The sequence below is a fragment of the Nakamurella flavida genome, from assembly GCF_030811475.1.
GTDB lineage: Bacteria > Actinomycetota > Actinomycetes > Mycobacteriales > Nakamurellaceae > Nakamurella > Nakamurella flavida.
The window spans coordinates 438,747-462,940 of the sequence record NZ_JAUSQV010000001.1; the positions used below are offsets into that span (position 1 = coordinate 438,747).

The following is a 24,194-nucleotide window of genomic DNA, read 5'->3' on the forward strand; positions in this document are numbered from 1 at the left end:
TAGAGGCTTCACCCGCATCGTGAGTGGAGTTCTCGGCGCCGCCATCCTGGCGAGCACCCTGGTGCCGTCCGCCGCCGCGGTCCCGCCGCCGCCGGACAACCCGTCCGATGCTCAGCTCGAGGACAGCCAGGACCAGGCCACCCAGGCCGCGGCCGAGGTCGGTCGCCTCGACGGCGTGGTCTCGCGCACCGAGGGTGACATCCAGCGGTTGCAGCAGGACCTCGAGCTGAAGGCCGAGCTGTCCAACAAGGCCGCCGTCGACCTCCAGATCGCCCAGGCCGACGCGGCCGATGCCGCCGCCGCGGCGGCCGCCGCCCAGGCGACCGCGGCCGAGTCCGCCGCCGCCATCACGAAGGCCCGTCAGGACGCCGCCGCTTTCGCCGCCGCCTCCTTCCGGCAGGGCTCGGTCCTCGGCTCCGTGTCCGCCCTGCTGGATTCCGGCAGCGCGACCGATCTCCTGCAGCGCCGAGAACTGCTCGACCAGATCTCCGCATCGCAGCTGGACGTGATGGCCAAGCTCGAGGCCACCCGGAACGCCAAGGCCAACCTGGATTCCGCGGCCCGGGCCGCGGTCGACGAGGCCCAGGCCGCCCAGGCCCGGGCCGATCAGGCGAAGGCCACCGCGGACGCGGCCCAGCAGAGCGCCGCCGCGGCTTACCAGGACGGGCAGGACCAGCTCGCCGCCCTGCAGGCCCAGCTCGGCCGCCAGCAGGCCGAGTACGACGCGGCACTCGCCTTCGCCGGCACCCTGCAGGGGCAGCGCGAGGAGTACAACCAGTGGCTCGCGGCGAAGATCGCCGAGGAGGAAGCCGCCCGCAAGGCGGCAGAGGAGGCTGCCCGCGTGGCGGCCGAGGAGGCCGCGCGGAAGGCGGCCGAGGAGGAGGCCGCTCGACAGGCCGCCGAAGCCGCGCGGGTCGCCGCCGAACAGGCCGCCGCCGAACAGGCCGCCCGCGACGCTGCGGCCGCCGCGGCCCAGGCCGCCGCGGACCGCCAGGCCGCCGCCGAGCGGGCCGCCGCCGAACAGCGGGCCGCCGACGCCCAGCAGGCCGCCCAACTCGCCGCCAGCCGTGCCGCGGCTGCGGCATCCGCCGCCGCGGCTGCCGCGGCCGCGAGCGCACCCTCGCCCACCTACTTCGACACCTGCGACGACGCCCGCGACGCCGGCGCCGCGCCGATGAACCGGGGCGAGGACGGGTACCGCAACGCCCTGGACCCCAATGGCAACGGCGTGGCCTGCGAGGGGCAGGCCAGCAGTGCTCCGGCATCCTCCGGATCCGGCTCCTCCGGGGGCGGCTCCACCGCACCCGTCGCGACCGCACCGGTGAGTTCCGCGTCGTCGTCGAGCCGGGGCCAGCGCGTCGTGGAGGCGGCCAAGCAGTGGCTCGGCACCACCTACGCCTGGGGCGGAGGCACCGCCTCAGGGCCGTCGCGGGGCATCCGCGACGGCGGCGTGGCCGACAGCTACGGCGACTACAACAAGATCGGCTTCGACTGCTCGGGTCTGGCCCTGTACGCCTGGGCGCAGGTCGGCGTCTCGCTGCCGCACTACTCCGGATATCAGTACAACAGCGGGACCCGGATCTCCCAGAGCGCGCTGCAGCCCGGCGATCTGGTGTTCTACGCCCGCAACACCTCCGATCCGAGCACGATCCACCACGTCGCCATCTACATCGGCGGGGGACAGGTCATCGAGGCGCCCAACTCGGGCAGCGTCGTGCGCATCGCGACCATGCGGACCAGCGGCTACATCGGAGCGGTCCGCCCCGGGTGACCCGCGTGCTGGACGCGGCCGTCGTCCTCGCCGGGGGATCCGGCCGGCGACTGGGCGGCGTCGACAAACCGTCACTGACGAAAGACGGGCGATCCCTGCTGGACCGATGCCTGGCCGCCGTGGGGCCGGTCCCGACGGTGGTCGTCGGGCCGTCTCGGATCCTGCCCGCCCACTGTCGGCAGGTGCGGGAGGACCCGCCCGGTTCCGGGCCCGCCGCCGCGGTCGCCACTGCCCTGCCCTTGATCGACGACCTCGCCGGGCGCGCGGTCGTCGCCCTGCTGGCCGCCGATCTCCCGGGGATCACCCCGACCGTGGTGGCCAGACTGGCGGGCGCGTTGACCGGCGAGGGGGACGGAGTCGTCCTCGTCGATCCCGCCGGCCGCCGTCAGATCCTGCTGGGCGTCTGGCGGGTGGGCGCGTTGCGCACGGCCGTGCAGGCCCGCGGGGACTGGACCGACATCGCCCTGCGCCGACTCCTGGCCCCCCTGACCGTCCTCGAGGTCGCCGGCGGCGCCGAGGAGTCCGCAGATGTGGACACCCCGGCTGACCTGGCTCGATGGCGAGGGATCACAACGCCCTAACCCTCTACCAGAGGTTGAAAGTTGGGTCGACGAAGCCGTTCACCCCGTCCCGACGTCCGGTGTGTTCGGCTCGGGCCGGGTGTCACTGCGGCAGCTCACGGCGGGCCGGCTGTCCGCCGTCGGACGGGCTGAGGTCGGGTCCGGTTCCCGGGCCGGGCACCATGAAGGGCAGTGGCACGCGGTGGCGGTCGACGACCGGCACGGACGATCAGGAGATCTGGGTGACGGGTTCGGGCAACGGCACGACGGGTATGCCGGCTGCGGGGGGCCACGGTGGTCCGACCGGGGGGATGGCGGGCGGTGGACCGGGCGGCCCGGCCGGCTCACCTGCGGGGCCCAGCACTCCCCGGGCCGACGCGGCGCTGCTCGAACGGACCGTGTTCGAGGTCAAGCGCGTCATCGTCGGTCAGGACCGGCTCGTCGAGCGGATGCTCGTCGGGCTGCTGGCGCGCGGACACCTGCTCATCGAGGGCGTTCCCGGGGTGGCCAAGACCCTGGCCGTGGAGACCTTCGCGCGGGTGGTCGGCGGCACCTTCTCCCGCATCCAGTTCACCCCCGACCTGGTCCCGTCCGACCTCCTCGGCACCCGCATCTACCGGGCCGGACGCGAGGAGTTCGACACCGAACTCGGCCCGGTGGTGGCCAACTTCGTGCTCACCGACGAGATCAACCGCGCCCCGGCCAAGGTGCAGTCCGCCCTCCTCGAGGTCATGGCGGAGCGGCACGTCTCCATCGGCGGGGTCACCTATCCGATGCCCGACCCGTTCCTGGTCATGGCCACCCAGAACCCCATCGAGAACGAGGGCGTGTACCCCCTGCCCGAGGCCCAGCGCGATCGGTTCCTGTTCAAGCTGCTGGTGGGTTATCCCGAGCCGGACGAGGAGCGCGAGATCATCTACCGGATGGGCGGGACACCGCCGGTGGCCGGGCAGATCCTGCCGGTCACCGAGCTCGTCCGGTTGCAGCAGGTGGCCGCGTCCGTGTTCGTCCACCACTCGCTCGTCGACTACGTGGTGCGGCTCGTCTTCGCGACGCGCACCCCGGCCGAGCACGGACTCACCGATGTGGCCGGGTGGCTGTCGTACGGGGCGTCACCCCGCGCCTCCCTCGGGATGATCGCGGCCGCCCGGGCACTGGCCCTCGTGCGGGGGCGGGACTTCGTCGTGCCCCAGGACGTCATCGACGTGGCCGCGGACGTGCTGCGTCACCGCCTCGTGCTCTCCTACGACGCCCTGGCCGACGGCGTGCCGGTGGACGCGATCCTGGAGCGGCTGCTCCAGGCCATCCCGCTGCCGCAGGTGAGCCCGTACGTCCAGCCCGGGGTCGCCTGATGTTCGGTCGGCGCGGGGTCGGGCTCCCGGACCCGGAGGCGGCCGGGGCGGCGACGGACCCCGGACCCCGACCCGGACAGCCGCCGTCGACCGCCGACCCGGACCGGTTGGACGCCGCCCTGGCCTCCCTGGAGCTGGTCGTGCGCCGCCGACTGGACGGGGTCCTGCAGGGCAACCACCTCGGCCTGGTTCCCGGCCCGGGGAGCGAGCCCGGTGATGCCCGGCCCTACCACCCGGGGGACGACGTCCGCCGGATGGACTGGTCGGTGACCGCCCGGACGACCGAGGCTCACATCCGCCAGACGGTGGCCGACCGCGAGCTGGAGACGTGGCTGGTCGCGGACCTGTCGGCGTCCCTGGACTTCGGCACCGTCGGCTGCGAGAAGCGGGACCTGGTCGTCGCGGCTGCCGCCGCCGTCGGACACCTCACCCGCGGGGGCGGCAACCGCATCGGCGCCGTGGTCGCCGCCGGGCCGGGCCTGCTCCGCATCCCCGCCCGCGGTGGTCGACCCCATCTGCAGTACCTGCTCCGGACCCTGGCCGGCGCTCCCCGCAGTGCCCCGGGCGACCGCGCCGACCTGGTGACCGCCATCGAGCAGCTGCGCCGACCGCCCCGCCGCCGGGGTCTGGCCGTGGTCATCTCCGACTTCATCGGCCCGGTGGACTGGGAGCGATCGCTGCGCGCCCTGTCCGGCCGCCACGACCTGGTGGCCATCGAGGTGCTGGACCCGCGCGACCTCGAGCTGCCCGCGGTCGGGACCGTCACCCTGCAGGACCCCGAGAGCGGCCGCACGCGCGAGGTCGACACGACGCCGGCCCTGCGGGCCGCCTTCGCCCGGGAGGCCGCCGAGCACCGGGCCCGTGTCGCCTCGGCCGTCCGGCGGGCCGGCGCGGCCCAGCTGACACTGCGCACGGACGGGGACTGGGTGGCCGACATGCTCCGGTTCGTCATCGGCCGCAAACGGGGGTGGACCGGCGCCACCCCGTCCGGCCCGGGATCGACGACGGACCGGCCGGGCGGGACCGCACCGGGCAGGACCGTGGCATGAGCTTTGCCCACCCTGTCTGGTTCGCCGCCGGAGCCCTGGTCCTGCTGCTGCTCGTGGGCTACGTGCTGGCCCAGCGCCGCTCCCGCCGGCACACCCTGCGGTTCGCCAACCTGGAGCTGCTCGAGCGGGTGGCGCCACGGCGACCGGGGCGTCGTCGGCATCTGCCCACCGCGCTGGTCCTCGTCGGCCTGATCTCCCTGACCGTTGCGCTGGCCGGGCCCACCGCCGAGGCCAAGGTGCCCCGGAACGAGGCCACCGTGATGCTGGCCATCGACGTCTCCCTGTCGATGGAGGCCACCGACGTCTCGCCGAACCGGTTGGAGGCCGCCCAGGAGGCGGCGACCCAGTTCGTGGACGATCTGACGCCCGGGGTGAACCTGGGCATCGTGTCCTTCGCCGGGATCGCCACCGTGCTGGTCGCGCCGACCCCCGACCGGGCCGCGGCCAAGGCCGCCATCGCGTCGCTGAAGCTGGACGAACGCACGGCCACCGGGGAGGCGATCATCTCCTGCCTGCAGACCATCGAGTCCTTCTCCCGGACCCTGGCCGGAGCCGGAGCCACCGCGCAGGCGCCCACCGCGGACGGCAGCACCCCCGACGGCAGCAGTCAGGACGGCGCCGAGGCTCCGACCACCGTGCCGGCCCGCATCGTGCTGATGACCGACGGCAAGCGCACCGTCGGGCGGACCGAGCAGGACGCGGCCCAGCGCGCGGCGGACGCGAAGATCCCGGTCTCGGTGATCGCCTTCGGCACCGACAACGGCTCGATCGACTTCCAGGGCGAGAGGATCCCGGTCCCGTTGGACACCGCGTCGATGCAGGAGATCGCGCAGATCTCCGGCGGGGATTTCCACACCGCGGCCACCACCGCCGAACTCAAGTCGGTGTACGCCGAGCTCGGCGAGCAGATCGGCTACGAGACCCAGGAGAAGGACGTCTCCCGACCCTGGCTCATCGCCGGGACGATCATCGTCGTGCTGGGTGCGGGCGCCGCACTGGTCATCGGCGGCCGCATCCCCTGACCCCGTCCGGGCGACCGGACGCCGGGGTCCGGCGTCCCGGAGCCGCTCCCCGGCGCGGGCGACGATCGCGCCCGGAGCCCGGCAGATAGGGTCTGCGGCGGGCATCGCCGACCGGGCGGTGCGCAGTCCAGGCCCCACCGGTGGAGGCAGTACCCGTGAGCAGTGCCGAGAAGCCGTCCCCGCCGTCCCGTTCGGTGCTCGTCACCGGCGGCAACCGGGGGATCGGACTGGCCATCGCCCGCCATCTGGCCGCCGCGGGCCACCGGGTGACGGTCACCCACCGCTCCGGGGAGGCCCCCGAGGGCCTGTCCGGTGTGCTGTGCGACGTCACCGACGCCGCCTCGGTGGATGCCGCGTTCTCCGCCGTGGAGGCCGCCCAGGGCCCGGTCGAGGTACTGGTCTCCAACGCCGGCATCACCGACGACACCCTGCTGCTGCGGATGTCCGAGGAATCGTTCACCGGTGTCGTGGACGCCAACCTCACCGGCGCCTACCGGGTGGCCAAGCGCGCCGCGAGCGGCATGCTCCGCAAGCGGTGGGGCCGGATGATCTTCATCAGCTCGGTGGTCGGGCTGTCCGGCGGCGCCGGGCAGGTCAACTACGCCGCGTCCAAGTCCGGACTGGTCGGCCTGGCCCGGTCGGTCGCGCGCGAGCTCGGGTCCCGCAACATCACCGCCAACGTGATCGCCCCGGGGTTCGTGGACACCGACATGACGCGTGGTCTGCCGGACGACCGCCGCAAGGCCATCGTCGAGCAGGTCCCCCTACGCCGGTACGCCGAGGCCGACGAGGTGGCGGGGGCCGTGGCCTTCCTGGCCTCCGACGCCGCCGCCTACATCACCGGGGCCGTCCTGCCGGTCGACGGTGGTCTCGGCATGGGCCACTGACCTCCCGGACCGCGAACCCGCCGGATCACCACCCCCTCGGGCACCGGGACCCCCCGGGCCGCCCGACCCCCGACAGACAAGGACCTCACCGCATGACCGATCACCTCGGCACCGGCCTGCTGGCCGGCAAGAACCTGCTCATCACCGGCGTCATCACCGAGGCCTCGATGGCCTTCCACACCGCCCGCCTGGCCCAGGAGCAGGGCGCGACCGTCGTGCTCACCGGGTTCGGCCGGCTCTCGCTGGTGGAGCGCATCGCCAAGCGGCTCCCGCAGCCCGCCCCGGTGGTCGAGCTCGACGTCACCGACCAGGCGCAGCTGTCCTCGCTGGCCGCGCGGGTGGGGGAGCACGTGCCCAGCCTGGACGGCGTGCTGCACTCCATCGGGTTCGCCCCGGCCACCGCCCTGGGCGGCGTCTTCCTGGACACCACCTGGGAGGACGTGGCCACCACGGTGCACGCCTCGGCGTACTCGCTCAAGGCTCTCGCCGTCGCCGCCCTGCCCATGATGAGCGCGGGCGGCAGCATCGTCGGGCTCGACTTCGACGCCCGCCAGGCGTGGCCGGCCTACGACTGGATGGGCGTGGCCAAGGCCGCCCTGGAGTCCACCTCCCGGTACCTGGCCCGCGATCTCGGCCCGCAGGGGATCCGGGTCAATCTGGTCTCCGCGGGACCCGTCCGGACCCTGGCCGCCAAGTCCATCCCCGGCTTCGGCGATCTGGAGGACGCGTGGACCGACCGCGCACCACTGGGCTGGGACACCTCGGATCCGACCCCGGTCGCCCGGGCCTGCGTGGCCCTGCTGTCCGACCTCTTCCCGGCCACCACCGGGTCGATGGTCATGGTGGACGGCGGTTTCCACTCCCAGGGTTTCGCGGCCCGACGGGCCGCCACCGAGCCCGCCGCCGACTGATCCGTTCCGCGCGGTGCGACATGCACCGGATTTCCATCGATCACAGGGTGTTCACAAATCAGACGCTGTGTATCGTCTTGCGCGGGGCCAGGACGTCCACCGGACGGTCCGGTCCCACAGCGACACCGACATCGCCGGGCTGCAGGGATGTGGGTCCGGAACGACCGAAGGGAAGCATCATGAGCCTGGGTGACAAGATCAAGAACGCCGGCGAAGAGGCCTTGGGCAAGGTCAAGGAGGGCGTCGGCAAGCTCACGGACAACGAGAGCCTCCAGGCCGAGGGCCAGGCCGACCAGGCTTCCGCCAACACCAAGCAGGCCGGCGAGAAGGTCAAGGACACGGCCAAGGACGTCTTCGGCAGCTGATCCGACCTGTAGCGCACACGACGGGCCGGGTCCGGGACGAGAGTCCCGGGCCCGGCCCGTTCTGCGTGACGCACTGATCCGCAGTCCCGTGGGAGGTCCCCGCGGGGGCCGGGTGCGGGGCGGCTCAGAAGCCGGTGCGGACCCCGGTACCGGTGAAGGCGTGCACGGTGGCCGCGACCGCGGCGCGCCGGCCCTCCCGCACGGCCATGGTCAACGGCCGCAGGGCGTCGTCGACCACGGCGAGCTGGTGGCTGTTGACCGCCCCGGTCTCGTGGTGGCCGGCGGCGATCAGCACCGCCTCCAGCGAGATGACGGTGGCCAGCAGTTCCGATGCGGCTCGCGGTGTGCCGGGCGGGAAGTCGACCGCCTCGGCCAGCATCAGACCGCGGATGCGGTCGTGCACGGCGGGGGACTCCCGGGCCACGTCCAGCTGGACCAGGGTGGCGGTGGCGGCGGCCACCGCCTGGTCGAGCAGGGTGCGGGCCTCGCGCAGACCCATCGCGGGGTGCGAGCCGGTGCACGGATACACCCGCCAGAAACCGTCCTGGGGGATGAGGGCCAGCCCGGCCGAGGGCAGCGACACCACGGCCCCGGCGTCCAGCGCGGGCACCACGATGCTCCCGCGCACCGGGAGACCGCGCAGGTCACCCGCGGTGGGCAGCAGCAGGGTCACGGCCGGATCGCGCAGCAGGGGCAACAGCGCGGCCGAACCGGCACCCGGGGAACCGGGACCGGGCAGACCGGTGGACTCGGCCACCTCGGGGCCGGCGGCGCGCACCCCGGCGCGGTGGCCTGCGCCGTCGATCGCGGCCAGCACATCGTCCGGGGCGCAGCCTGCCTGCCACGCGGCGGCCCAGACGGCCACCGTGGTGGCGGCGTGGACGCTCGACATGCGCTCAACGGTACGGCACCTCACCGACGGTCCGGCTTCCTGCGGCCGGGTGACAGGCCGGGACGGAGCGCGGGGGACGGGCCGGGACGGAGCCCGGGGGACGGGGCGGCGGACCCGACGCGTCGCCTCCCCCCGGGCGGAGCCTCCGGCCCGTACCGTGCCCCGGGTGACCGGCTCCCCGCCCCCTCGCCGCCGCCTGCCGACCGCTGCCGGCCCACCGCCGGTCCCGCCCCCCGCGGGCGACCGGTACGGCCGGGACGTGCTGGCCGCCCCCCGGGCCCGCCGCGCTCCGGACCGGGTGCCGGCCACGCCGGACGTGGTCGCGGAGGACCCGCTCTCCGGCTTCTGCGGAGCCGTCGTCAGCTGCACGTCCTCCGCGGTGACGTTGGAGGACCGGCACGGACGGCGCCGGGTGTTCCCCCTGGAGGACGGCGCGTTCCTGGTCGACGGCCGCCCCGCCACCCTGGTGCGGCCCACCGCCGCCCCCGCGGGTCCGCGCCGGTCCGCCTCCGGATCGGTCGAGGTCGCCGGGCTGCGCGCCCGGACCGCCCGGGCGAGCCGGATCTGGGTGGAGGGGATCCACGACGCCGCCCTGGTCGAGCGGGTCTGGGGCCACGACCTGCGGGTCGAGGGCATCGTCGTGGAGCCGCTGGACGGCCTGGACAACCTGCCGGCCGCCCTGGCCGAGTTCGGGCCCGGCACCGACCGCCGGGTCGGGGTGCTGGCCGACCACCTCGTCGCCGGATCCAAGGAGTCGCGCATCGCGGCGTCCGTCAGCTCCCCGTACGTGCTGGTGACCGGCCACCCCTACATCGACATCTGGCAGGCCGTCCGGCCCGGTGCCGTCGGCATCGCCGCGTGGCCGGTCGTCCCGCGCGGGCAGGACTGGAAGACCGGCGTGTGCCGGCAGCTCGGGGTGAGCGACCCCATCACCATGTGGGGACGGATCAACGGTTCGGTGCGCACCGTGCGCGATCTGGACACCCCGCTGATCACCGCCGTGGAACGGCTCATCGACTTCGTCACCGGCTGACGGGCGCCCGCATCACGTCCTGATCACGCCTGCTCGCACCCCCCGGGCCCGTCGGACGGTTCTGGCACAGTGGGGGACATGCCCGCCTGGATCTGGCTCAGCGGCGCCGTTCTCCTCTCGATCGCCGAGGCGATGGGCGCGGAGTTCGTGCTGCTCATGCTGGGCGGCGGGGCGCTCGCGGCCGGCGGGGTGGCGTTGTTCGCGCCGGACCTGCTCTGGCTGCAGCTGCTCGCCTTCGCGCTCACGTCCCTGCTGCTGGTGGTCGGGGCGCGGCCGTACCTGCTCAAGCGTTTCAACCGGACGCCCACCCTGCAGACGGGTGCCGGTGCACTGATCGGCGGCAAGGCCACCGTGGTGTCCACTGTGGACGCCGACGGCGGTCAGGTGAAGATCGGCGGGGAGGTGTGGTCGGCCGTCGGCATGGACGGACACCGACCCCTCACCCCCGGTACGCCGGTCACCGTCGTCGAGGTCCGCGGAGCCACCGCGGTCGTGATCTGGGGGCCGTAGAGAAGATGCCTGATCCGTTGTTGATCGTCACTCTGATCATCGCCGTGCTGGTGGTGCTGCTCGTCGTCCGGTCGGTCAAGGTCATCCCGCAGGCGCAGTCGGCCGTGGTGGAACGCCTGGGCCGGTTCAACAAGACGAGCAACGCCGGCCTGCTCTGGCTGATGCCCTTCGTGGACCGCATCCGGGCCCGCGTGGACCTGCGGGAGCAGGTGGTCTCGTTCCCGCCCCAGCCGGTGATCACCGAGGACAACCTGACGGTGTCCATCGACACCGTCGTGTTCTTCCAGGTCACCGACCCGAGGTCGGCGGTCTACGAGATCGCCAACTACATCGTCGCCGTCGAGCAGCTCACCACCACCACCCTGCGCAACGTCGTGGGCGGGATGACCCTCGAGCAGACGCTGACCAGCCGCGACGCGATCAACGGGCAGCTGCGCGGCGTACTGGACGAGGCCACCGGCAAGTGGGGCCTGCGGGTCGCCCGGGTGGAGCTCAAGGCGGTGGACCCGCCCCTGTCCATCCAGGACTCCATGGAGAAGCAGATGCGCGCCGATCGCGACAAGCGCGCCATGATCCTGACCGCCGAGGGCCAGCGCGAGGCCTTCATCAAGACGGCCCAGGGGCAGAAGCAGGCCGCGGTGCTGACCGCGGAGGGAGCCAAGCAGGCCGCCATCCTGCAGGCCGAGGGGGAGCGGCAGCGCCGCATCCTCACCGCTCAGGGCGAGCGGGCCGCGCAGTACCTGCAGGCCCAGGGGCAGGCCAAGGCCATCGAGAAGGTCTTCGCCGCGGTCAAGGCGGGCAAGCCCACCCCCGAGCTGCTGGCCTACCAGTACCTGCAGACCCTGCCCGAGATGGCCAAGGGCGACTCCAACAAGGTGTGGGTGATCCCCAGCGAGTTCTCCTCCTCCCTCGAGGGGTTCGCGAAGATGCTGGGGGCCAAGGGCGACGACGGCGTGTTCCGGTACGAGCCGTCGACGACGCAGGACGCCCCGGCGAGCAGTCCGGCCGCGGACGACGAGGACGTGGCCGACTGGTTCGGCGGGACCAGTGCGGACGAGGTGGCCGAGGCGGTGCGGGCGGCCGAACGCGAGGCGGCCATCAGCATCGAGGACAAGGACGCCGCGCTCGCCGCAAAGTCCCGCGCCGAGATCGACGCCCAGTTGCGGTATCCGCCCCAGCCGGTGCTGGGCGCCCCGGTGTCCGCCCCGGCGACCTCGGACGCCGCGCCGCAGATCGCCGCCGGCCCGGACCCGGCGGCACCGCCCGCCGGCTGATCCGGCCGGAGTGGCCAGGGTCTCAGCTGTTCGGTGCGGGTGGCAGGGGTGTCGCGATGCCATGATGTCGCGCAATCTCTGCCACCCGCCCGGCTCCGGGCGGGGCACGAAGGGACGTCGATGACGCCGAGGACGCGCTACCGCTTCCACCCGCTGGTCGCCGCCGCGATCACTGCCCTGACCGTCCTCGCCGGATGCTCGGCGGGCTCGTCGGTCCAGGAGCCGACGGCCGGAACCACCGCCGGGTCGAGCGGGTCCGCCTCGCCCCCGGCACCGGCGGACGCGTCACTGGCCATCGGGTTCGTCCTCGAGCCGGGGAGCCTGGACTTCACCCAGGCCGACGGGGCCGCCATCCCGCAGGTGCTGCTGGACAACGTGTACGAGACCCTGGTCAGCCAGGACCAGAGTGGCGCCATCGTGCCCAAGCTCGCCGAGAGCTGGACGGTCTCCCCGGACGGGCTGACCTACACCTTCCAGCTGCGCAGCGGGGTCACCTTCTCCGACGGCGCCCCGTTCACCGCGCAGGACGCCGCCTTCTCCATCGACCGGGTCAAGGCCGACTGGAAGCCGGCGGTCAAGGCGGGGATGGACGTCGTCGCGAGTGCCGTGGCCACCAGCGACACCGAGCTGACCGTCACCCTGACCGAGCCGAGCAACTCCTGGCTGTTCCGGATGACCACCCGGATCGGCGCGATGTTCTCCCGGACGGGCGTGGCCGATCTCGCCACCACCCCCATCGGCACCGGGCCCTACGCCTTCGGGTCGTGGAACCGCGGCGAGCAGATCGTGCTCACCCGCAACCCGACGTACTGGGGCACCCCGGCAGCGTTGGCCACGGCCACCTTCCGCTACTTCCAGGATCCGGCGGCCATGGACAACGCCATGCTCACCGGCGGCATCCAGGTCATCTCCGCGGTGCAGACGCCGGAGTCGCTGGCCCAGTTCGCCGACACCACCCGCTACCAGGTCATCGAGGGCACGACCAACGGCGAGGTGATGATGGCCATGAACAACGGCCGGGCCCCGCTCTCCGACGTCCGGGTCCGGCAGGCCATCAGCTACGCGCTGGACCGGCAGCAGATCCTGGACGGGGCCTGGAGCGGGTACGGCAGCCTGATCGGCGGCCACGAGGCGCCCACCGACCCGTGGTTCACCGACCTGACCGGGGTGTACCCGCACGACGTGGCCAAGGCCCGCGCCCTGCTCGCCGAGGCCGGGCAGAGTGACCTCCGGCTGACCCTGAAGCTGCCGCCGGTCCCGTACGCGCAGGCCGCCGGGGCGATCGTGGTCTCCCAGCTCGCCGAGGCGGGCATCACCGTCGAGGCCAGTTCGGTGACCTTCCCGGTGTGGCTGGACCAGGTCTTCGGGCAGGCCGACTACGACCTGACGATCGTCAACCACGTCGAGCCGCGGGACATCTCCACCATCTTCGGCGATCCTGCGTACTACACCCGGTACGACAACGCCCAGGTGCGCGACCTGTTCGCCGCCGGCGACGCCGGTACTCCGGAGGAGTACGTCGCCGACTACCGGGCGGCGATGGAGACCATCACCCAGGACGCGGCGGCGGCGTGGCTGTGGTCGTTCCCGAACCTGGTGGTGGCCGACGCGTCCGTCCGCGGTCTACCGCAGAACGCCATCGGTGAGTCGTTCGACCTGACCACCGTCTCCGTGGGCTGAGCACCGCCGTGTCGACCCGGCCCAGCGGGCGCACCGGGGCCGTCCGCGACCGGTCCGAGCCGCCCCGGCCACCCGTCTGGGCGGGCCGCCGATGACCTGGCCGTTGCTGCGTCGGGTGGGCATCTTCCTGCTCAGCGTCCTCGTCGCCTCCGTCGCGGTCTTCGCCCTGCTCACCGTGCTGGGTGACCCCGCCCGCACGGCCCTGGGCACCGGGGCGACGGACGAGGCCGTGGCCGCCCTGCGGACCCGGTTCGGGCTCGACCGTTCCCTGGTCACCCAGTACCTGGACTGGGCCGGCGGGATCCTGCACGGCGACTTCGGGGTGTCCTACGTGTCCGGGGTGCCGATCGGTCCGCAGATCGCGGACCGGTTGGCGGTCACCCTGTGGTTGGTCGCCGGCGCGGTGGTGGTCTCGCTGGTCGTCGCGGTGCCGTGCGGGGTGCTGGCCGCCGTGCGTCGGGGTCGGCCGGAGGGCACCCTGGTGTCGGTGCTGTCCCAGGTCGGCGTGGCCGTCCCCGCCTTCCTGGCCGGGCTGTTGCTGGTCACCGTGTTCGCCGTGACGCTCGGCTGGCTGCCGGCCAACGGCTACCGGGTGCCGGCCCAGGACCCTGGGGGCTTCCTGGCGCACATGGTGCTGCCGTGGCTCTCCCTCGGGCTGGTGCAGGGCGCGGTGCTGACCCGGTACGTGCGCAGCGCGGTCCTGGACGAACTCAACCAGGACTACCTGCGCACCGCCCGGTCCACCGGGTTGACCACGATGCAGGCGGTGGTCCGGCACGGGCTGCGCAACGCGGCCCTGCCGGTGCTGACCGTGCTCGGGGTGCAACTGGTGACCGTGCTGGTCGGTGCGGTGGTGGTGGAGCGGGTGTTCGTCATCCCCGGGATCGGTTCGTGGCTGGCCGATTCGGTGGGCCGGCAGGATCTGCTGGCCGTGCAGGGCATCGTGCTGGTCCTCGTCGTGTTCGCGCTGGCCGTCTCCTTCCTGGTCGACGTGGCCGCGGCCGCGCTCGACCCGCGGGTGCGGCGCGGATGACGGCGGCCCCGGTCGCGGCCCGCTCCCGCCGGCGCGACCCCTCGCTGGTGGTCGGCGCCGTCCTCGTCGCGGTCATCGTCCTGGTCGCCGTCGTGTCGGTGTTCTGGACGCCGTGGTCGACCATCTTCACCGACGTCGCGCACCGGAGCGTCGGCCCGGGGACGGCCGGCCATCTGCTCGGCACGGATCTGCGCGGACGGGACATCGCATCGCTGCTGATGGCCGGGGCACGGACGACGGTGTACGTCGGCATCGTCGCGGTCGGCATCGCCGCCGTGGTCGGGGTCCCGCTCGGCGTCCTGGCCGGGATGGCCGGTCCCCGGGTGTCCGAGCTGCTGCTCCGGGTCACCGATCTGTGGTTGGCGTTCCCGGCCCTGCTGACGGCACTGATCCTGGCGGCCGTCCGCGGTGCGTCGGTGACCACCGCGATGATCGCCATCGGGGTCGCCACGGTGCCGGGCTTCGTCCGGGTGGTCCGCACGGGCACCCGACGGGTGATGGGTACCGACTACGTCCAGGCGGCGCGGGTCGCGGGGGTGTCCGGGCCGGGCATCGCGCTGACCCACGTGCTGCCGAACGTGCGCGGGGTGATCATCGTCCAGTGCTCGGTGTCGTACGCGATCGCCATCTTGGCCGAGGCGGCGCTGTCCTATCTCGGGTTGGGTGCCGGGCCGACGACGGCTTCCTGGGGCCGCATGCTCTACGAGGCTCAGCCGGCCCTGTCGTTCCAGCCGCTGATGCTGCTGTGGCCGGGGCTGGCCGTCCTGCTCGCCGTGCTCGGTTTCACCCTGCTCGGCGACGGGCTGCGGGACCGTTCCGATCCGATGCTGGAGGTCCGGTGACCGGGAGCGCGGCGGTGCGCGTGCGGGGGCTGACGATCACCGGCGCGGCCGGGCCGCTCGTCCGCGACGTCTCGTTCGAGGTCGGTGCGGGGGAGCGGGTCGGCGTCATCGGAACCTCCGGGTCGGGCAAGACGCTGACCTGTCTGGCCGTGGCGGGCCTGCTGCCCGCCACCCTGGCCATGACCGGGTCGATCACCCTGGCCGGTGGCGACCTGGAGCTGACCACCGCGTCCGAGCGGGAGCTGGCGGCGGTGCGCGGGAGCCGCGTCGGGATGGTCTTCCAGGAGCCGATGACGGCCCTGAACCCGACCTGGAAGGTGGGCCGACAGGTCGCCGGGGCGATGCGCCGTCGGGTCCCGCCTCGGCGATCGGCCACGGCGGTCCTCGATCTCCTCGCCCGGACCGGGTTGGACGACCCGGCCCGCATCGCGGACTCCTACCCGCACCAGCTCTCCGGGGGCCAACGGCAGCGCATCGTGCTGGCCATCGCCCTGGCCGACCGTCCCGATCTGCTGGTCTGCGACGAGCCGACCACCGCCCTGGACGTCACCGTGCAGGCCCGGGTGCTGGCGCTCATCGCGGCGCGGACCCGGGAGGTCGGTTCGGCCCTGCTCTTCATCTCCCACGACCTCGCCGTCGTCGCGTCGGTGTGCGACCGGATCCTGGTCATGGACGACGGCGCGATCGTCGAGTCGGGGCCGGTGGTCCGCCTGCTCACCGCGCCGGAGCACGACCGCACCCGGGCACTGCTGGCCGATGCCGACCTGGGCGGGACGCGATGACCGATCCCGTCGTCCGGATCACCGGGGCGCAGCGCGTGTTCCGCCGACCACGCACCTCGCTGTTCACCGCCCCCGGCCAGGTCACCGCCCTGGCCGGGGTCGACCTGACCGTCCGGCGTGGCGAGCGGTTCGGCATCGTCGGCGAGTCCGGGTCGGGAAAGACGACCCTGCTGCGGGCGCTGGCCGGCCTCGACCGGCTCACCGCCGGCACCGTCGAGGTGGACGGCCGGGACGTCACCGCGTGTTCGGCGGCCGACCGGATGCACCTGACCCGCCGGCTGCAGATGGTGTTCCAGGATCCGATGGGTTCGCTCGATCCCCGCATGCGGGTCGGCGCCATCGTCGCCGAGCCGTTGCGGGTGCACGGCGGCGACGGGGGAACGGCGGAGCGGGTCCGGGCGGCGCTCGCCCGGGTCGGGCTCGACCCGGACGCCGTCGACCGCTATCCGCACCAGTTCTCCGGCGGGCAACGCCAGCGGATCTCCCTGGCCCGGGCCGTCGTCGGCGGCCCGGCGATCCTGCTCGCCGACGAGGCGGTGTCCGCACTGGACGTGACCGTCCGGGCGCAGGTCCTCGACCTGCTGGCCGAGCTCGTCCGTGAACGATCGCTGACCCTGGTCTTCGTCTCGCACGACCTCGGGGTGGTCCGCCGGCTGTGCGAACGGGTCGCGGTGATGCGCGCGGGGGAGATCGTCGAGACCGGGGCGACCGGGGACGTGCTGGACGCCCCCACCCACCCGTACACGGCGGAGCTCGTCGCCGCCGTGCCCTCGGTGCGGGGGGCGCTGGAGGCGGCCAGGGAACGGGAACGGGCGGCCGCCGAGGCTGCGGCGGGCGGCGCCGACACCGCGTTCCCGCCGCCCGACTGAACCGATCCGGATCCCGGCGGGGCTGCCGCGCCGGGGCGGGCGGTGCCAGGCTGGGTGCATGTGTCGAAACATCCGCGTCCTGCACAACTTCGAGCCCCCGGCGACCGGGGACGAGGTGCACGCCGCCGCCCTGCAGTACGTCCGCAAGATCAGCGGGACGACCAAGCCGTCGGCGGCCAACCAGGCCGCCTTCGACGAGGCCGTGCTGGAGATCGCCGCGGCGACCCGGCACCTGCTCGGCCACCTGACCACCGCCGCGCCCCCGAAGGACCGGGACGTGGAGGCGGCCAAGGCCAGGGCCCGCAGCGCGCAGCGGTTCGCGACCACCTGAGCCGCCGCCGTCGGTGACCGGAGCCGGTGTGACCGGACCAGATGATGGGCGCCCGGCCGGCGGCGGGTCACAATGAGGCCATGGGGTCGCGGGTGGGTCGAGCGTGCGTGGCCGCGTGCTGGCTGCTGTGGATCGGCGTGCAGGCCGGCGCCGGCGATCCGTTGATCCCGGACATCTCCTACAGCCAGTACGGGTTGGGTCCGCGCGGCTGGATGTTCTCCCTGTGGGCCGTCCTGCTCGGGATCGGACCCCTGCTGCTCTGGCGGGCCCGGCCGGTGCCCGGCCGCGCGCCGATCCTCTGCCTGGCCGTCGGCACCGTCGGGACGCTGGTGATGGCCGTCGTCCGGACCGACGCGGGCGGCCTGCAGCAGTCCCTGCAGGCCCAGGTGCATGCGGCCGGGGCCATCGCCGCCATGGTCGCCCTGCCCACCGGGATCGTGCTGGCCCTGCGGTTCGCGCCCACCCGCGTCGCGCGGACGGCCGCCGGCCTGGGTCTCGCGTCGTTGGCCGGTCTGCTGCTCATCGGCGCGGCGGCGGCCGGGGTGGACATCCTGGGCATCGGTCAGCAGGACGCCTGGGCCTTCTGGCAGGGCTTCACCGTGCTCGTCGACATGCTGCTGCTGGGTCTGTACGCCGTCGCGGTCGGCTCGCTGCCGGTCCGTCCCGCGGCGGGGCGTCCGGACGCGCCCCCGCCCGCACCGCGCGTCCCGGCCGTTCCGGACGGGCCGGCGGGGTCGGCGCCGGAGCGAGCAACATCACAGCGCCCACACGCCGGCTGACTCCCCGGGTGCCGTTGGATGGACGAGGACGGCCTGCAGCACGACTCGGGTGACGTCCGCGGGGGGCCGTCGGCGTTCTCACGCCACGCACCCGCCACCGTCTGAAGGACGCCATGACCCCGCCGCTCGACCTCGGTCTCGCACCCTCCACCGCCGGCCCGTCCGCCGGCATCTCCACCGGCCCGTCCAGCGACGCAGCCCCGGTCCCGCCCGCCGGGCTCGACGCGGAACGGTCGGCGCCCGTCGCTCCCGGGCCGCGGTCGGTGACTCCGGCTCTGGTCGCGCTGGCGCTGGGTGGTTTTGCGATCGGCGTCACCGAGTTCGCCTCGATGGGTCTGCTGCCGACCATCGCCGGATCGCTCGGGGTCTCCGAGCCGACCGCCGGACACCTGATCTCCGCCTACGCCCTCGGGGTGGTGGTCGGGGCACCGGCCCTGGCCGTCCTCGGCGCCCGGGTGTCCCGCCGGGCCCTGCTGATCGCCCTGATCGGTCTGTTCGCGGCCGGGCACGTGGCCGGGGCACTGGCCCCCGATCTGACCAGCCTGACCATCGCCCGGTTCGTCTCCGGACTCCCGCACGGCGCCTACTTCGGGGTGGCCGCGGTTGTCGCGGCCTCGCTGGTACCCGCCGCCCGCCGGGGCCGGGCCATCGCCTCGGTCATGCTCGGGCTCACCGTGGCCAACATCATCGGTGTGCCGGTGGCGACGGCGATCGGGCAGGCCTGGGGCTGGCGGGCCGCGTTCTGGCTGGTCGCCGCGCTGGGCGTGGTCACCATGGTCGGGGTCAGGCTGGTCGTCCCGGCCGTGCGGCGGGACGCCTCCGCCAGCATGACCCAGGAGCTGACCGCGCTGTCCCGACTGCAGGTCTGGCTGACCCTGGCCGCGGGTGTGGTCGGCTTCGGCGGGATCTTCGCCGTCTACACCTACATCACCTCGACGCTGACCGAGACGGCCGGGCTCTCCCTCGGTTGGGTCCCACTGGTGCTGGCCCTGTTCGGCGTGGGCATGACGCTGGGCACCGTGATCGGCGGTCGGCTGGCCGACTGGTCGGTGCCGCGCACGATCCTGCTGGGCATGGTGGGCATCGTCGCGGTGATGGTGTTGTTCACCGTGGCCACCCGGCACCCGCTGACCGCGGCCGGCGGCGTCTTCCTGCTCGGCCTGGCGACCGCCTCGACCATGCCGGCGATGCAGGCCCGGTTGATGGACGTGGCCGACGGCGCCCAGTCGCTGGCCGCCTCGCTCAGTCACGCCGCCGGCAATCTCGGCAACGCGTTGGGGGCCTGGTTGGGCGGTGTGGTCATCGCGGCCGGGCTCGGCTACCCGTCGCTGGGCTGGGTGGGCGGGGCACTGGCCGCCGCGGGCCTGCTCGTCATGGTGGTGGCGTTCGGGATCGACCGCACCACCCGGCCCCACCGTTCGGTCGTCATCGCCCGCGGGCGTGCGGTGCTGGGGCGATCCACCTCCGCCACCGACGATGCGACGTCGAAGCCGGGCACCCGGTAACATCACCGAGCCGGTCGAGCGCCGGGCCGCGATCCGCGGCTGCCCGGGAGCGCTCCGATCGGTCGATGTCGTACGGGCCGGTTACGGTGAGGACGACAGCACTGCGTGACACCGGATCGTCGACGAGGCCCGTCCGGTCCCCGGCCCCATCAGCATCGATTTCGAGGGATCCACATGAGTGAATCGGTCCTCCCCGTCCGCGCCGCCGCGTCGGCTCGCCGGCGCCCGCACGTCGTGATCGTCGGCGGTGGTTTCGCCGGTCTGTCCGCGCTGCGCTCGCTGCAGAGCTCCGATGTCGACATCACCCTGGTCGACCGGCACACCTACAACGCCTTCCAGCCGCTGCTGTACCAGGTCGCGACGGCCGGGCTGAACCCCGGCGACGTCACCTTCTTCCTGCGCGCCGCGCGGATGCGGCAGCGCAACGTCAGCTTCCGCCAGGGTCTGGTCACCGGCATCGACACCGAGAGCAACGAGCTGTCCTTCCAGGACGGCGCGACGATGTCGTTCGACTACCTGATCCTCGCCTCGGGCGCGACGACGAACTACTTCGGCACCAAGGGTGCCGAGGAGAACTCCCTGGCGATCTACACCCGCGCCCAGGCGTTGACCCTGCGCGACCGCATCTTCACCAACCTCGAGCACGCCGCCGCCTCCAACTCCGGCGACGACGTGGCGATCGTGGTCGTCGGTGCCGGCCCCACCGGCGTCGAGATGGCCGGCGCGCTGGCCGAGCTGCGCAACGACGCCATGGCGGCCATCTACCCCGAGCTGGATCCGCGTCGCACCCACATCGTGCTGGTCGAGATGACCGACAAGGTGCTCGGGCCGTTCGCCCCGAGCCTGCGCGAGTACGCGGCCAAGGCTCTCCGCGAGCGCGGCGTCGAGCTGCGGCTCAACACCTCGGTGGCCGAGGTCCGCGAGGACGGCGTGCTGTTCGGCAGCGGCGAGTTCCTCAAGGCCGGCGTGGTCATCTGGGCCACCGGCGTGGCCGTGCCCAAGATCGTCGGCGAATGGGGCATGCCCCAGGGCCGCGGCGGGCGCATCACCACCGATGCCGATCTGCGCGTCACCGGGTTCCCCAACATCTTCGCGGTGGGTGACGTCGGCCTCGCGCCGGACCCGCAGCCGCAGCTGGCCCAGCCCGCCCTGCAGGGCGGCAAGCACGCCGGCAAGCAGATCGCGGCCCTGGTCACCGGTCGCCCGACGCAGCCGTTCGTGTACCACGACAAGGGCACGATGGCCACGGTCGGCCGTCGCGCCGCGGTGGCCGACATCGCCCTGCCGGGCAAGCGGTCGGTCCGTCTCACCGGTACCATCGCCTGGCTGGTGTGGCTGTTCATCCACATCATCATGCTGCTGGGCAACCGGAACCGGTTGGCTACGCTGATCAACCTCACCACCAAGTACCTGGCGCCCTCCCGCCGGACGAACCCGATCGTCGGGGACGTGCCGGTGTTCGAGCACCAGCGTTCCTGACCGGCGCCCGGCCGGGCTCCCGATCGGATACTGACGTGTCAACTACTGCCGCGTACGATGGTGGTGTGACGGTGCGATGGTTGGACGATCGGGAGCTCGCCGGGTGGCGTGGGCTGCAGCGGCTGCGAGGCCCGCTGGCGGCTGCGCTGAACCGCCAGCTCACCCAGGACTCGGGTCTGTCCAACGCCGACTACGAGGTGCTGGTGGTGCTCTCCGAGCTCGAGGACGGTGTCCTGCGCGTCGGTGAGCTCGGTCGGATGACCGGGTGGGAGAAGAGCCGCCTGTCCCACCACCTCAAGCGCATGCAGACCCGTGGGCTGATCAGCCGGCGGGAATGTTCCACCGACGGTCGTGGCGCGTTCGTCGAGATCACCCCGGTCGGTCGCCAGGCCATCGGTGAGGCCGCTCCCGGGCACGTCGCCGCCGTCCGCCGGTTGGTCGTCGATCTGCTGACGCCCGCCGAACTCGACGCCCTCGCGGCCATCGGGGACAAGGTCAACGCCCGGCTCGCCGCCGAGGGCTGCTGCGAGACCGACGGCGAATGACCGCCCCCGGGCCGGACGCGCCGAACACCGTGGACCCGCCGGAACGCTCGACGGCGTCGCGCGGAACGGACGTGCCGACGCAACCCGACGGGCAGGACGACCCGCAGGACCGGATCTCCCTGCGCAAGGACGTCCGTCCGGACGATCGTGACGTGATTCGCGCGGGGACGACCGAGGTCTCCCGGATCGATCCCGGCGACCTGCCGGAAGCCGTCCCGTCGACCCCGTCCCTGGCCGCTCGGGCCACCCGTGCGGTCACCACCACCCGGGACCGTGCCGCGGGCCAGCTCACCACTGTGGTCGTCCCGGTCATCCGGCTCGCCGCCCACGCTCTCCGCATCGTCGCCGCGGCGCCCGTCCTCGCCGGTCTGCTGCTCCTCTGGGCGGCGATCTCCCGCGGCGGCCCCGTCGTCCGCGAATCCCTCCTGCTCGTCCTCCTGGGGTGCATCCCCGCCGCGTGGCTGGCCGTCCGCCGCCACCAACTGCTCCGCGCCGTCCGCGCGCCCGCGGAGCTCACCGCCGACCTCATCGCCGTGGTCAGCGGTCGCGAGCTGTGGGAGGGGCTGGCCGGCAACCTGCGCTCCGGCCCGAAGCCGGTGTCCTCCGGCCGCGCCCTGTGGGCTCTGCGGGGGTTGTGGCGCGGCGTGAAGGCCGGTGGTGGTGTCCTCGACTCGCTCACCGGCCGGCCCACCCTGGTGCCGCTGATGCCCGGTCGACTGCGGGGCCTGCTGATGCTCTGCGTGGCCTGCCTGGTCACCGCGGGCATCCTGCTGGCGTACGCGGTCATCAACGCCCTGCTGGCCGGGATCGGCTGAGCCGGCCCGCCGGTCCACCGAGCCTGAGCGGGGATCGACCCGGGGACCCGGCCGGTGACGCCCCGGCGCAGGACCTGGTCGGAAGCGGCGGCCGAGGTCGGACCCCGACGGGCCGCGCCGATCCGACGACTACGGTGGACCGGGGCGCAGATGCCCACGGCGCGGATCGCAGCGCGCCGACCATGCGAGAGGACGTCACGTGTCGAACCCGTTGGAAACCCCCGAGCAGATCGACGAGAGCAACGCCGGCACCGAGGTGCACGGCGCCGACGGGGTGGCCGAGCAGCTGACCGCCGGGGACACCCTGGACCCCCGCGCGCTGGGTGACTCGTTGGACGAGGGCTACTCCCCGCCCGACCGCGAGCCGTCGGTGCACGTGCCCACCGAGGCCGAGGAGGAGGAGGGCGCCAGCCTGGACGAACTGCTGGCCGCCGAGACCCCCGAGGTGTGGGACCGCGAGGACACTTCCCTGTTCGACGAGGAGGGTGACGAGGTCGGCACCGAGCGGGCCGGCCGGTTGATCGACACCGACGGCGGCCTCGGCGACCTCGAGAAGGACCTGCTCGCCGAGGATGTCGGCATCGACGGTGCCGGGGCCAGTGCCGAGGAGGCCGCGGTCCACATCGTCGCCGACGACGAGCGCTGAGCGCCCGCCCGCCCGCTGACCCGTCCGCCCCGGTGGGTGGGCGATGACGGGCTGGGACGCGGTGCTGCTGGTCGGGGCCGGGGTGGCCGGCGGGCTGACCGGCAGCATCGCCGGACTGGCCTCGCTCTTCACCTATCCAGCGCTGCTGCTCACCGGACTGACCCCGGTGGCGGCGAACATCTCCAACACCGTGGCGCTGCTGTTCGGCGGGTTCGGGTCGGCGGCCAGTTCCCGACCCGAACTCACCGGGCAGGCGCGCCCGCTGCGGATCTGGGGTCTGCTGGCCGCGGTGGGCGGGATGTCCGGGGCGGCGCTGCTGCTCCTCACCCCGGCGGACAACTTCGCCCGCATCGTGCCGTTCCTGGTCGGCCTGGCCGCGCTGACCATCCTCATCCCCCGCAGGAGACGGCCCGCCGCCGGCGGGGTCCCGGCCATGTTGTCGGGTCGGGTCCGCCCGGTAGTGGCGATCGGGGTGTTCGCCGTCGCCGTGTACGGCGGGTACTTCGGGGCGGCTGCGGGCGTGCTGATGCTGGCCCTGCTGCTGTTCGCCGGGGGAGACACCCTGCCCCGGGCCAACGCGGCCAAGAACATCCTGATGCTGACGGCCAACGGGGTCGCGGCCGTCGGCTTCGTGATCTTCGCCGACGTGCCGTGGAGCCATGTGCTCCCGCTGGCCGCGGGTGCCGTCGTCGGGTCCTGGCTGGGCCCGAAGGTGGTGCGCCGCGCCCCGGCCACGGTGCTGCGGGCAATCATCGGCATCGCCGGCCTGGGGTTGGCCATCCGGTTGGGCATCCAGGCCTACGGCTGAGGCCGAAGAGCATCGCCGGGCCCGCCGGGCGGAGGTCCGGCCGGACCGACGACGTGCCCCCTCCGGTCAGCTCGTAATGGTGCCGGACGAGCCGCCGGCCGGCACGAACGACCACACCTCGCTGGACACCCCGACGTGCGCGGGGGGCGCCTGGCCGGCGCGCTCGGCCGCCGAGCGGTGCCCGTGCGCGAAGGACGAGGACGACACCCACGCCTGGAAGGCCTCCTCGTCCCGCCAGCGCGTGACGACCAGCCAGGTGTGCCGGTCGTCCGTGGGCTGCAGGAGCTCGAACCCCTCGAAGCCGTCCTGCCCGTCGACGGCACCGGCCCGCGCCGCGAACCGGCGGGCCAGCTCGTCGCCGCTGTCGGCCTGGACGGTGATGGCGTTGATCTTGACGATGCTCATGCCGTCCATGGTGCCCGGCGGCGGACAGCATCGGCTACCGGGGTCCACC

The 24,194-nt window shown here is 73.5% G+C and carries 26 protein-coding genes; 24 read left to right on the top strand and 2 right to left on the bottom strand.

Features of this window, described 5'->3' with window-relative positions:
• Window positions 1–19: 19 nt before the first annotated feature.
• From J2S58_RS01905 to J2S58_RS01940, 8 genes are all read left to right on the top strand, one after another.
• Complete coding sequence (locus tag J2S58_RS01905) at window positions 20–1,771, top strand: NlpC/P60 family protein (RefSeq protein ID WP_205255324.1); 1,752 nt, start codon at window positions 20–22, stop codon at window positions 1,769–1,771.
• Window positions 1,768–2,352, top strand: a complete 585-nt coding sequence (gene mobA, locus J2S58_RS01910; RefSeq protein ID WP_205255325.1) for a molybdenum cofactor guanylyltransferase — start codon at window positions 1,768–1,770, stop codon at window positions 2,350–2,352. The genes J2S58_RS01905 and mobA overlap by 4 nt, the downstream gene beginning before the upstream one ends.
• Window positions 2,353–2,642: 290 nt before the next feature.
• The gene (locus J2S58_RS01915; RefSeq protein ID WP_240188315.1) at window positions 2,643–3,683 is read left to right on the top strand and encodes an AAA family ATPase; all 1,041 of its coding nucleotides are present in this window, start codon (window positions 2,643–2,645) and stop codon (window positions 3,681–3,683) included.
• Window positions 3,683–4,732 carry a DUF58 domain-containing protein gene (locus tag J2S58_RS01920; protein ID WP_205255326.1) on the top strand — a complete coding sequence of 350 codons (1,050 nt, stop codon included), beginning with the start codon at window positions 3,683–3,685 and terminating at the stop codon, window positions 4,730–4,732. Before J2S58_RS01915 ends, J2S58_RS01920 begins: the two co-directional genes overlap by 1 nt.
• Entirely contained in the window at window positions 4,729–5,754 is a 1,026-nt protein-coding gene (locus tag J2S58_RS01925; protein ID WP_205255327.1) for a VWA domain-containing protein, read from the top strand. Before J2S58_RS01920 ends, J2S58_RS01925 begins: the two co-directional genes overlap by 4 nt.
• 155 nt (window positions 5,755–5,909) lie before the next feature.
• Window positions 5,910–6,641 carry a 3-oxoacyl-ACP reductase FabG gene (gene fabG, locus J2S58_RS01930; RefSeq protein WP_205255328.1) on the top strand — a complete coding sequence of 244 codons (732 nt, stop codon included), beginning with the start codon at window positions 5,910–5,912 and terminating at the stop codon, window positions 6,639–6,641.
• 92 nt (window positions 6,642–6,733) lie between these two features.
• Window positions 6,734–7,552 (top strand): enoyl-ACP reductase FabI, encoded by an 819-nt coding sequence (gene fabI / locus J2S58_RS01935; RefSeq protein WP_205255329.1) that lies wholly within the window; start codon window positions 6,734–6,736, stop codon window positions 7,550–7,552.
• A gap of 179 nt (window positions 7,553–7,731) precedes the next feature.
• The gene (locus tag J2S58_RS01940) at window positions 7,732–7,917 is read left to right on the top strand and encodes a CsbD family protein (RefSeq protein ID WP_205255330.1); all 186 of its coding nucleotides are present in this window, start codon (window positions 7,732–7,734) and stop codon (window positions 7,915–7,917) included.
• A gap of 124 nt (window positions 7,918–8,041) precedes the next feature.
• Here J2S58_RS01940 and J2S58_RS01945 read toward each other — a convergent pair whose 3' ends face one another.
• The gene (locus J2S58_RS01945; protein WP_205255331.1) at window positions 8,042–8,809 is read right to left on the bottom strand and encodes a hypothetical protein; all 768 of its coding nucleotides are present in this window, start codon (window positions 8,807–8,809) and stop codon (window positions 8,042–8,044) included.
• A gap of 196 nt (window positions 8,810–9,005) precedes the next feature.
• On the opposite strand from J2S58_RS01945, the gene J2S58_RS01950 reads away from it, so the two are divergent.
• The 16 genes from J2S58_RS01950 (at window position 9,006) to J2S58_RS02025 (ending at window position 23,740) form a co-directional block, all read left to right on the top strand.
• Window positions 9,006–9,842 carry a DUF3097 domain-containing protein gene (locus J2S58_RS01950; RefSeq protein WP_205255423.1) on the top strand — a complete coding sequence of 279 codons (837 nt, stop codon included), beginning with the start codon at window positions 9,006–9,008 and terminating at the stop codon, window positions 9,840–9,842.
• Between the two features lie 78 nt (window positions 9,843–9,920).
• Window positions 9,921–10,352: an NfeD family protein gene (locus J2S58_RS01955; RefSeq protein WP_205255332.1), complete on the top strand. Its 432-nt coding sequence runs from the start codon at window positions 9,921–9,923 to the stop codon at window positions 10,350–10,352.
• A 5-nt stretch (window positions 10,353–10,357) separates the two neighbouring features.
• Window positions 10,358–11,626, top strand: a complete 1,269-nt coding sequence (locus J2S58_RS01960; RefSeq protein WP_205255333.1) for an SPFH domain-containing protein — start codon at window positions 10,358–10,360, stop codon at window positions 11,624–11,626.
• 120 nt (window positions 11,627–11,746) lie between these two features.
• The gene (locus J2S58_RS01965) at window positions 11,747–13,306 is read left to right on the top strand and encodes an ABC transporter substrate-binding protein (protein ID WP_205255334.1); all 1,560 of its coding nucleotides are present in this window, start codon (window positions 11,747–11,749) and stop codon (window positions 13,304–13,306) included.
• A 91-nt stretch (window positions 13,307–13,397) separates the two neighbouring features.
• Window positions 13,398–14,339, top strand: a complete 942-nt coding sequence (locus J2S58_RS01970; RefSeq protein ID WP_205255335.1) for an ABC transporter permease — start codon at window positions 13,398–13,400, stop codon at window positions 14,337–14,339.
• On the top strand, window positions 14,336–15,181 hold the full coding sequence (locus J2S58_RS01975) for an ABC transporter permease (RefSeq protein WP_205255336.1): 846 nt from the start codon (window positions 14,336–14,338) through the stop codon (window positions 15,179–15,181). Before J2S58_RS01970 ends, J2S58_RS01975 begins: the two co-directional genes overlap by 4 nt.
• Window positions 15,178–15,963, top strand: coding sequence for an ATP-binding cassette domain-containing protein (locus tag J2S58_RS01980; RefSeq protein WP_306826218.1), 786 nt, complete (start codon window positions 15,178–15,180; stop codon window positions 15,961–15,963). The genes J2S58_RS01975 and J2S58_RS01980 overlap by 4 nt, the downstream gene beginning before the upstream one ends.
• Window positions 15,960–16,832 (top strand): ATP-binding cassette domain-containing protein, encoded by an 873-nt coding sequence (locus tag J2S58_RS01985; protein ID WP_205255337.1) that lies wholly within the window; start codon window positions 15,960–15,962, stop codon window positions 16,830–16,832. The genes J2S58_RS01980 and J2S58_RS01985 overlap by 4 nt, the downstream gene beginning before the upstream one ends.
• Before the next feature lie 58 nt (window positions 16,833–16,890).
• Window positions 16,891–17,163 carry a DUF2277 domain-containing protein gene (locus J2S58_RS01990; RefSeq protein WP_205255338.1) on the top strand — a complete coding sequence of 91 codons (273 nt, stop codon included), beginning with the start codon at window positions 16,891–16,893 and terminating at the stop codon, window positions 17,161–17,163.
• A gap of 80 nt (window positions 17,164–17,243) precedes the next feature.
• A complete protein-coding gene (locus tag J2S58_RS01995; RefSeq protein ID WP_205255339.1) occupies window positions 17,244–17,942 on the top strand; it encodes a DUF998 domain-containing protein in 699 nt (232 codons plus the stop codon).
• A gap of 113 nt (window positions 17,943–18,055) precedes the next feature.
• A complete protein-coding gene (locus J2S58_RS02000) occupies window positions 18,056–19,447 on the top strand; it encodes an MFS transporter (RefSeq protein ID WP_205255340.1) in 1,392 nt (463 codons plus the stop codon).
• Window positions 19,448–19,621: 174 nt separating this feature from the next.
• Window positions 19,622–20,926 carry an NAD(P)/FAD-dependent oxidoreductase gene (locus tag J2S58_RS02005; protein WP_205255341.1) on the top strand — a complete coding sequence of 435 codons (1,305 nt, stop codon included), beginning with the start codon at window positions 19,622–19,624 and terminating at the stop codon, window positions 20,924–20,926.
• Window positions 20,927–20,991: 65 nt separating this feature from the next.
• Window positions 20,992–21,471 (top strand): MarR family winged helix-turn-helix transcriptional regulator, encoded by a 480-nt coding sequence (locus tag J2S58_RS02010; protein ID WP_205255342.1) that lies wholly within the window; start codon window positions 20,992–20,994, stop codon window positions 21,469–21,471.
• A 71-nt stretch (window positions 21,472–21,542) separates the two neighbouring features.
• Window positions 21,543–22,286 carry a hypothetical protein gene (locus tag J2S58_RS02015; protein ID WP_205255343.1) on the top strand — a complete coding sequence of 248 codons (744 nt, stop codon included), beginning with the start codon at window positions 21,543–21,545 and terminating at the stop codon, window positions 22,284–22,286.
• A gap of 199 nt (window positions 22,287–22,485) precedes the next feature.
• Entirely contained in the window at window positions 22,486–22,932 is a 447-nt protein-coding gene (locus tag J2S58_RS02020) for a DUF5709 domain-containing protein (protein WP_205255344.1), read from the top strand.
• Between the two features lie 43 nt (window positions 22,933–22,975).
• On the top strand, window positions 22,976–23,740 hold the full coding sequence (locus J2S58_RS02025; protein WP_205255345.1) for a sulfite exporter TauE/SafE family protein: 765 nt from the start codon (window positions 22,976–22,978) through the stop codon (window positions 23,738–23,740).
• Between the two features lie 66 nt (window positions 23,741–23,806).
• Here J2S58_RS02025 and J2S58_RS02030 read toward each other — a convergent pair whose 3' ends face one another.
• On the bottom strand, window positions 23,807–24,145 hold the full coding sequence (locus J2S58_RS02030; protein ID WP_205255346.1) for an antibiotic biosynthesis monooxygenase family protein: 339 nt from the start codon (window positions 24,143–24,145) through the stop codon (window positions 23,807–23,809).
• Between the last annotated feature and the right edge of the window lie 49 nt (window positions 24,146–24,194).

What these genes read in the sequence shown, in the direction of transcription:
- J2S58_RS01915 (WP_240188315.1), top strand. Translation starts at nt 2,643, where the DNA reads ATGGCGGGCGGTGGACCGGGCGGCCCGGCCGGCTCACCTGCGGGGCCC.
- J2S58_RS01920 (WP_205255326.1), top strand. Translation starts at nt 3,683, where the DNA reads ATGTTCGGTCGGCGCGGGGTCGGGCTCCCGGACCCGGAGGCGGCCGGG.
- J2S58_RS01925 (WP_205255327.1), top strand. Translation starts at nt 4,729, where the DNA reads ATGAGCTTTGCCCACCCTGTCTGGTTCGCCGCCGGAGCCCTGGTCCTG.
- fabI (WP_205255329.1), top strand. Translation starts at nt 6,734, where the DNA reads ATGACCGATCACCTCGGCACCGGCCTGCTGGCCGGCAAGAACCTGCTC.
- J2S58_RS01940 (WP_205255330.1), top strand. Translation starts at nt 7,732, where the DNA reads ATGAGCCTGGGTGACAAGATCAAGAACGCCGGCGAAGAGGCCTTGGGC.
- J2S58_RS01945 (WP_205255331.1), bottom strand. Translation starts at nt 8,809, where the DNA reads ATGTCGAGCGTCCACGCCGCCACCACGGTGGCCGTCTGGGCCGCCGCG.
- J2S58_RS01955 (WP_205255332.1), top strand. Translation starts at nt 9,921, where the DNA reads ATGCCCGCCTGGATCTGGCTCAGCGGCGCCGTTCTCCTCTCGATCGCC.
- J2S58_RS01960 (WP_205255333.1), top strand. Translation starts at nt 10,358, where the DNA reads ATGCCTGATCCGTTGTTGATCGTCACTCTGATCATCGCCGTGCTGGTG.
- J2S58_RS01965 (WP_205255334.1), top strand. Translation starts at nt 11,747, where the DNA reads ATGACGCCGAGGACGCGCTACCGCTTCCACCCGCTGGTCGCCGCCGCG.
- J2S58_RS01970 (WP_205255335.1), top strand. Translation starts at nt 13,398, where the DNA reads ATGACCTGGCCGTTGCTGCGTCGGGTGGGCATCTTCCTGCTCAGCGTC.
- J2S58_RS01975 (WP_205255336.1), top strand. Translation starts at nt 14,336, where the DNA reads ATGACGGCGGCCCCGGTCGCGGCCCGCTCCCGCCGGCGCGACCCCTCG.
- J2S58_RS01985 (WP_205255337.1), top strand. Translation starts at nt 15,960, where the DNA reads ATGACCGATCCCGTCGTCCGGATCACCGGGGCGCAGCGCGTGTTCCGC.
- J2S58_RS01990 (WP_205255338.1), top strand. Translation starts at nt 16,891, where the DNA reads ATGTGTCGAAACATCCGCGTCCTGCACAACTTCGAGCCCCCGGCGACC.
- J2S58_RS01995 (WP_205255339.1), top strand. Translation starts at nt 17,244, where the DNA reads ATGGGGTCGCGGGTGGGTCGAGCGTGCGTGGCCGCGTGCTGGCTGCTG.
- J2S58_RS02000 (WP_205255340.1), top strand. Translation starts at nt 18,056, where the DNA reads ATGACCCCGCCGCTCGACCTCGGTCTCGCACCCTCCACCGCCGGCCCG.
- J2S58_RS02005 (WP_205255341.1), top strand. Translation starts at nt 19,622, where the DNA reads ATGAGTGAATCGGTCCTCCCCGTCCGCGCCGCCGCGTCGGCTCGCCGG.
- J2S58_RS02025 (WP_205255345.1), top strand. Translation starts at nt 22,976, where the DNA reads ATGACGGGCTGGGACGCGGTGCTGCTGGTCGGGGCCGGGGTGGCCGGC.
- J2S58_RS02030 (WP_205255346.1), bottom strand. Translation starts at nt 24,145, where the DNA reads ATGAGCATCGTCAAGATCAACGCCATCACCGTCCAGGCCGACAGCGGC.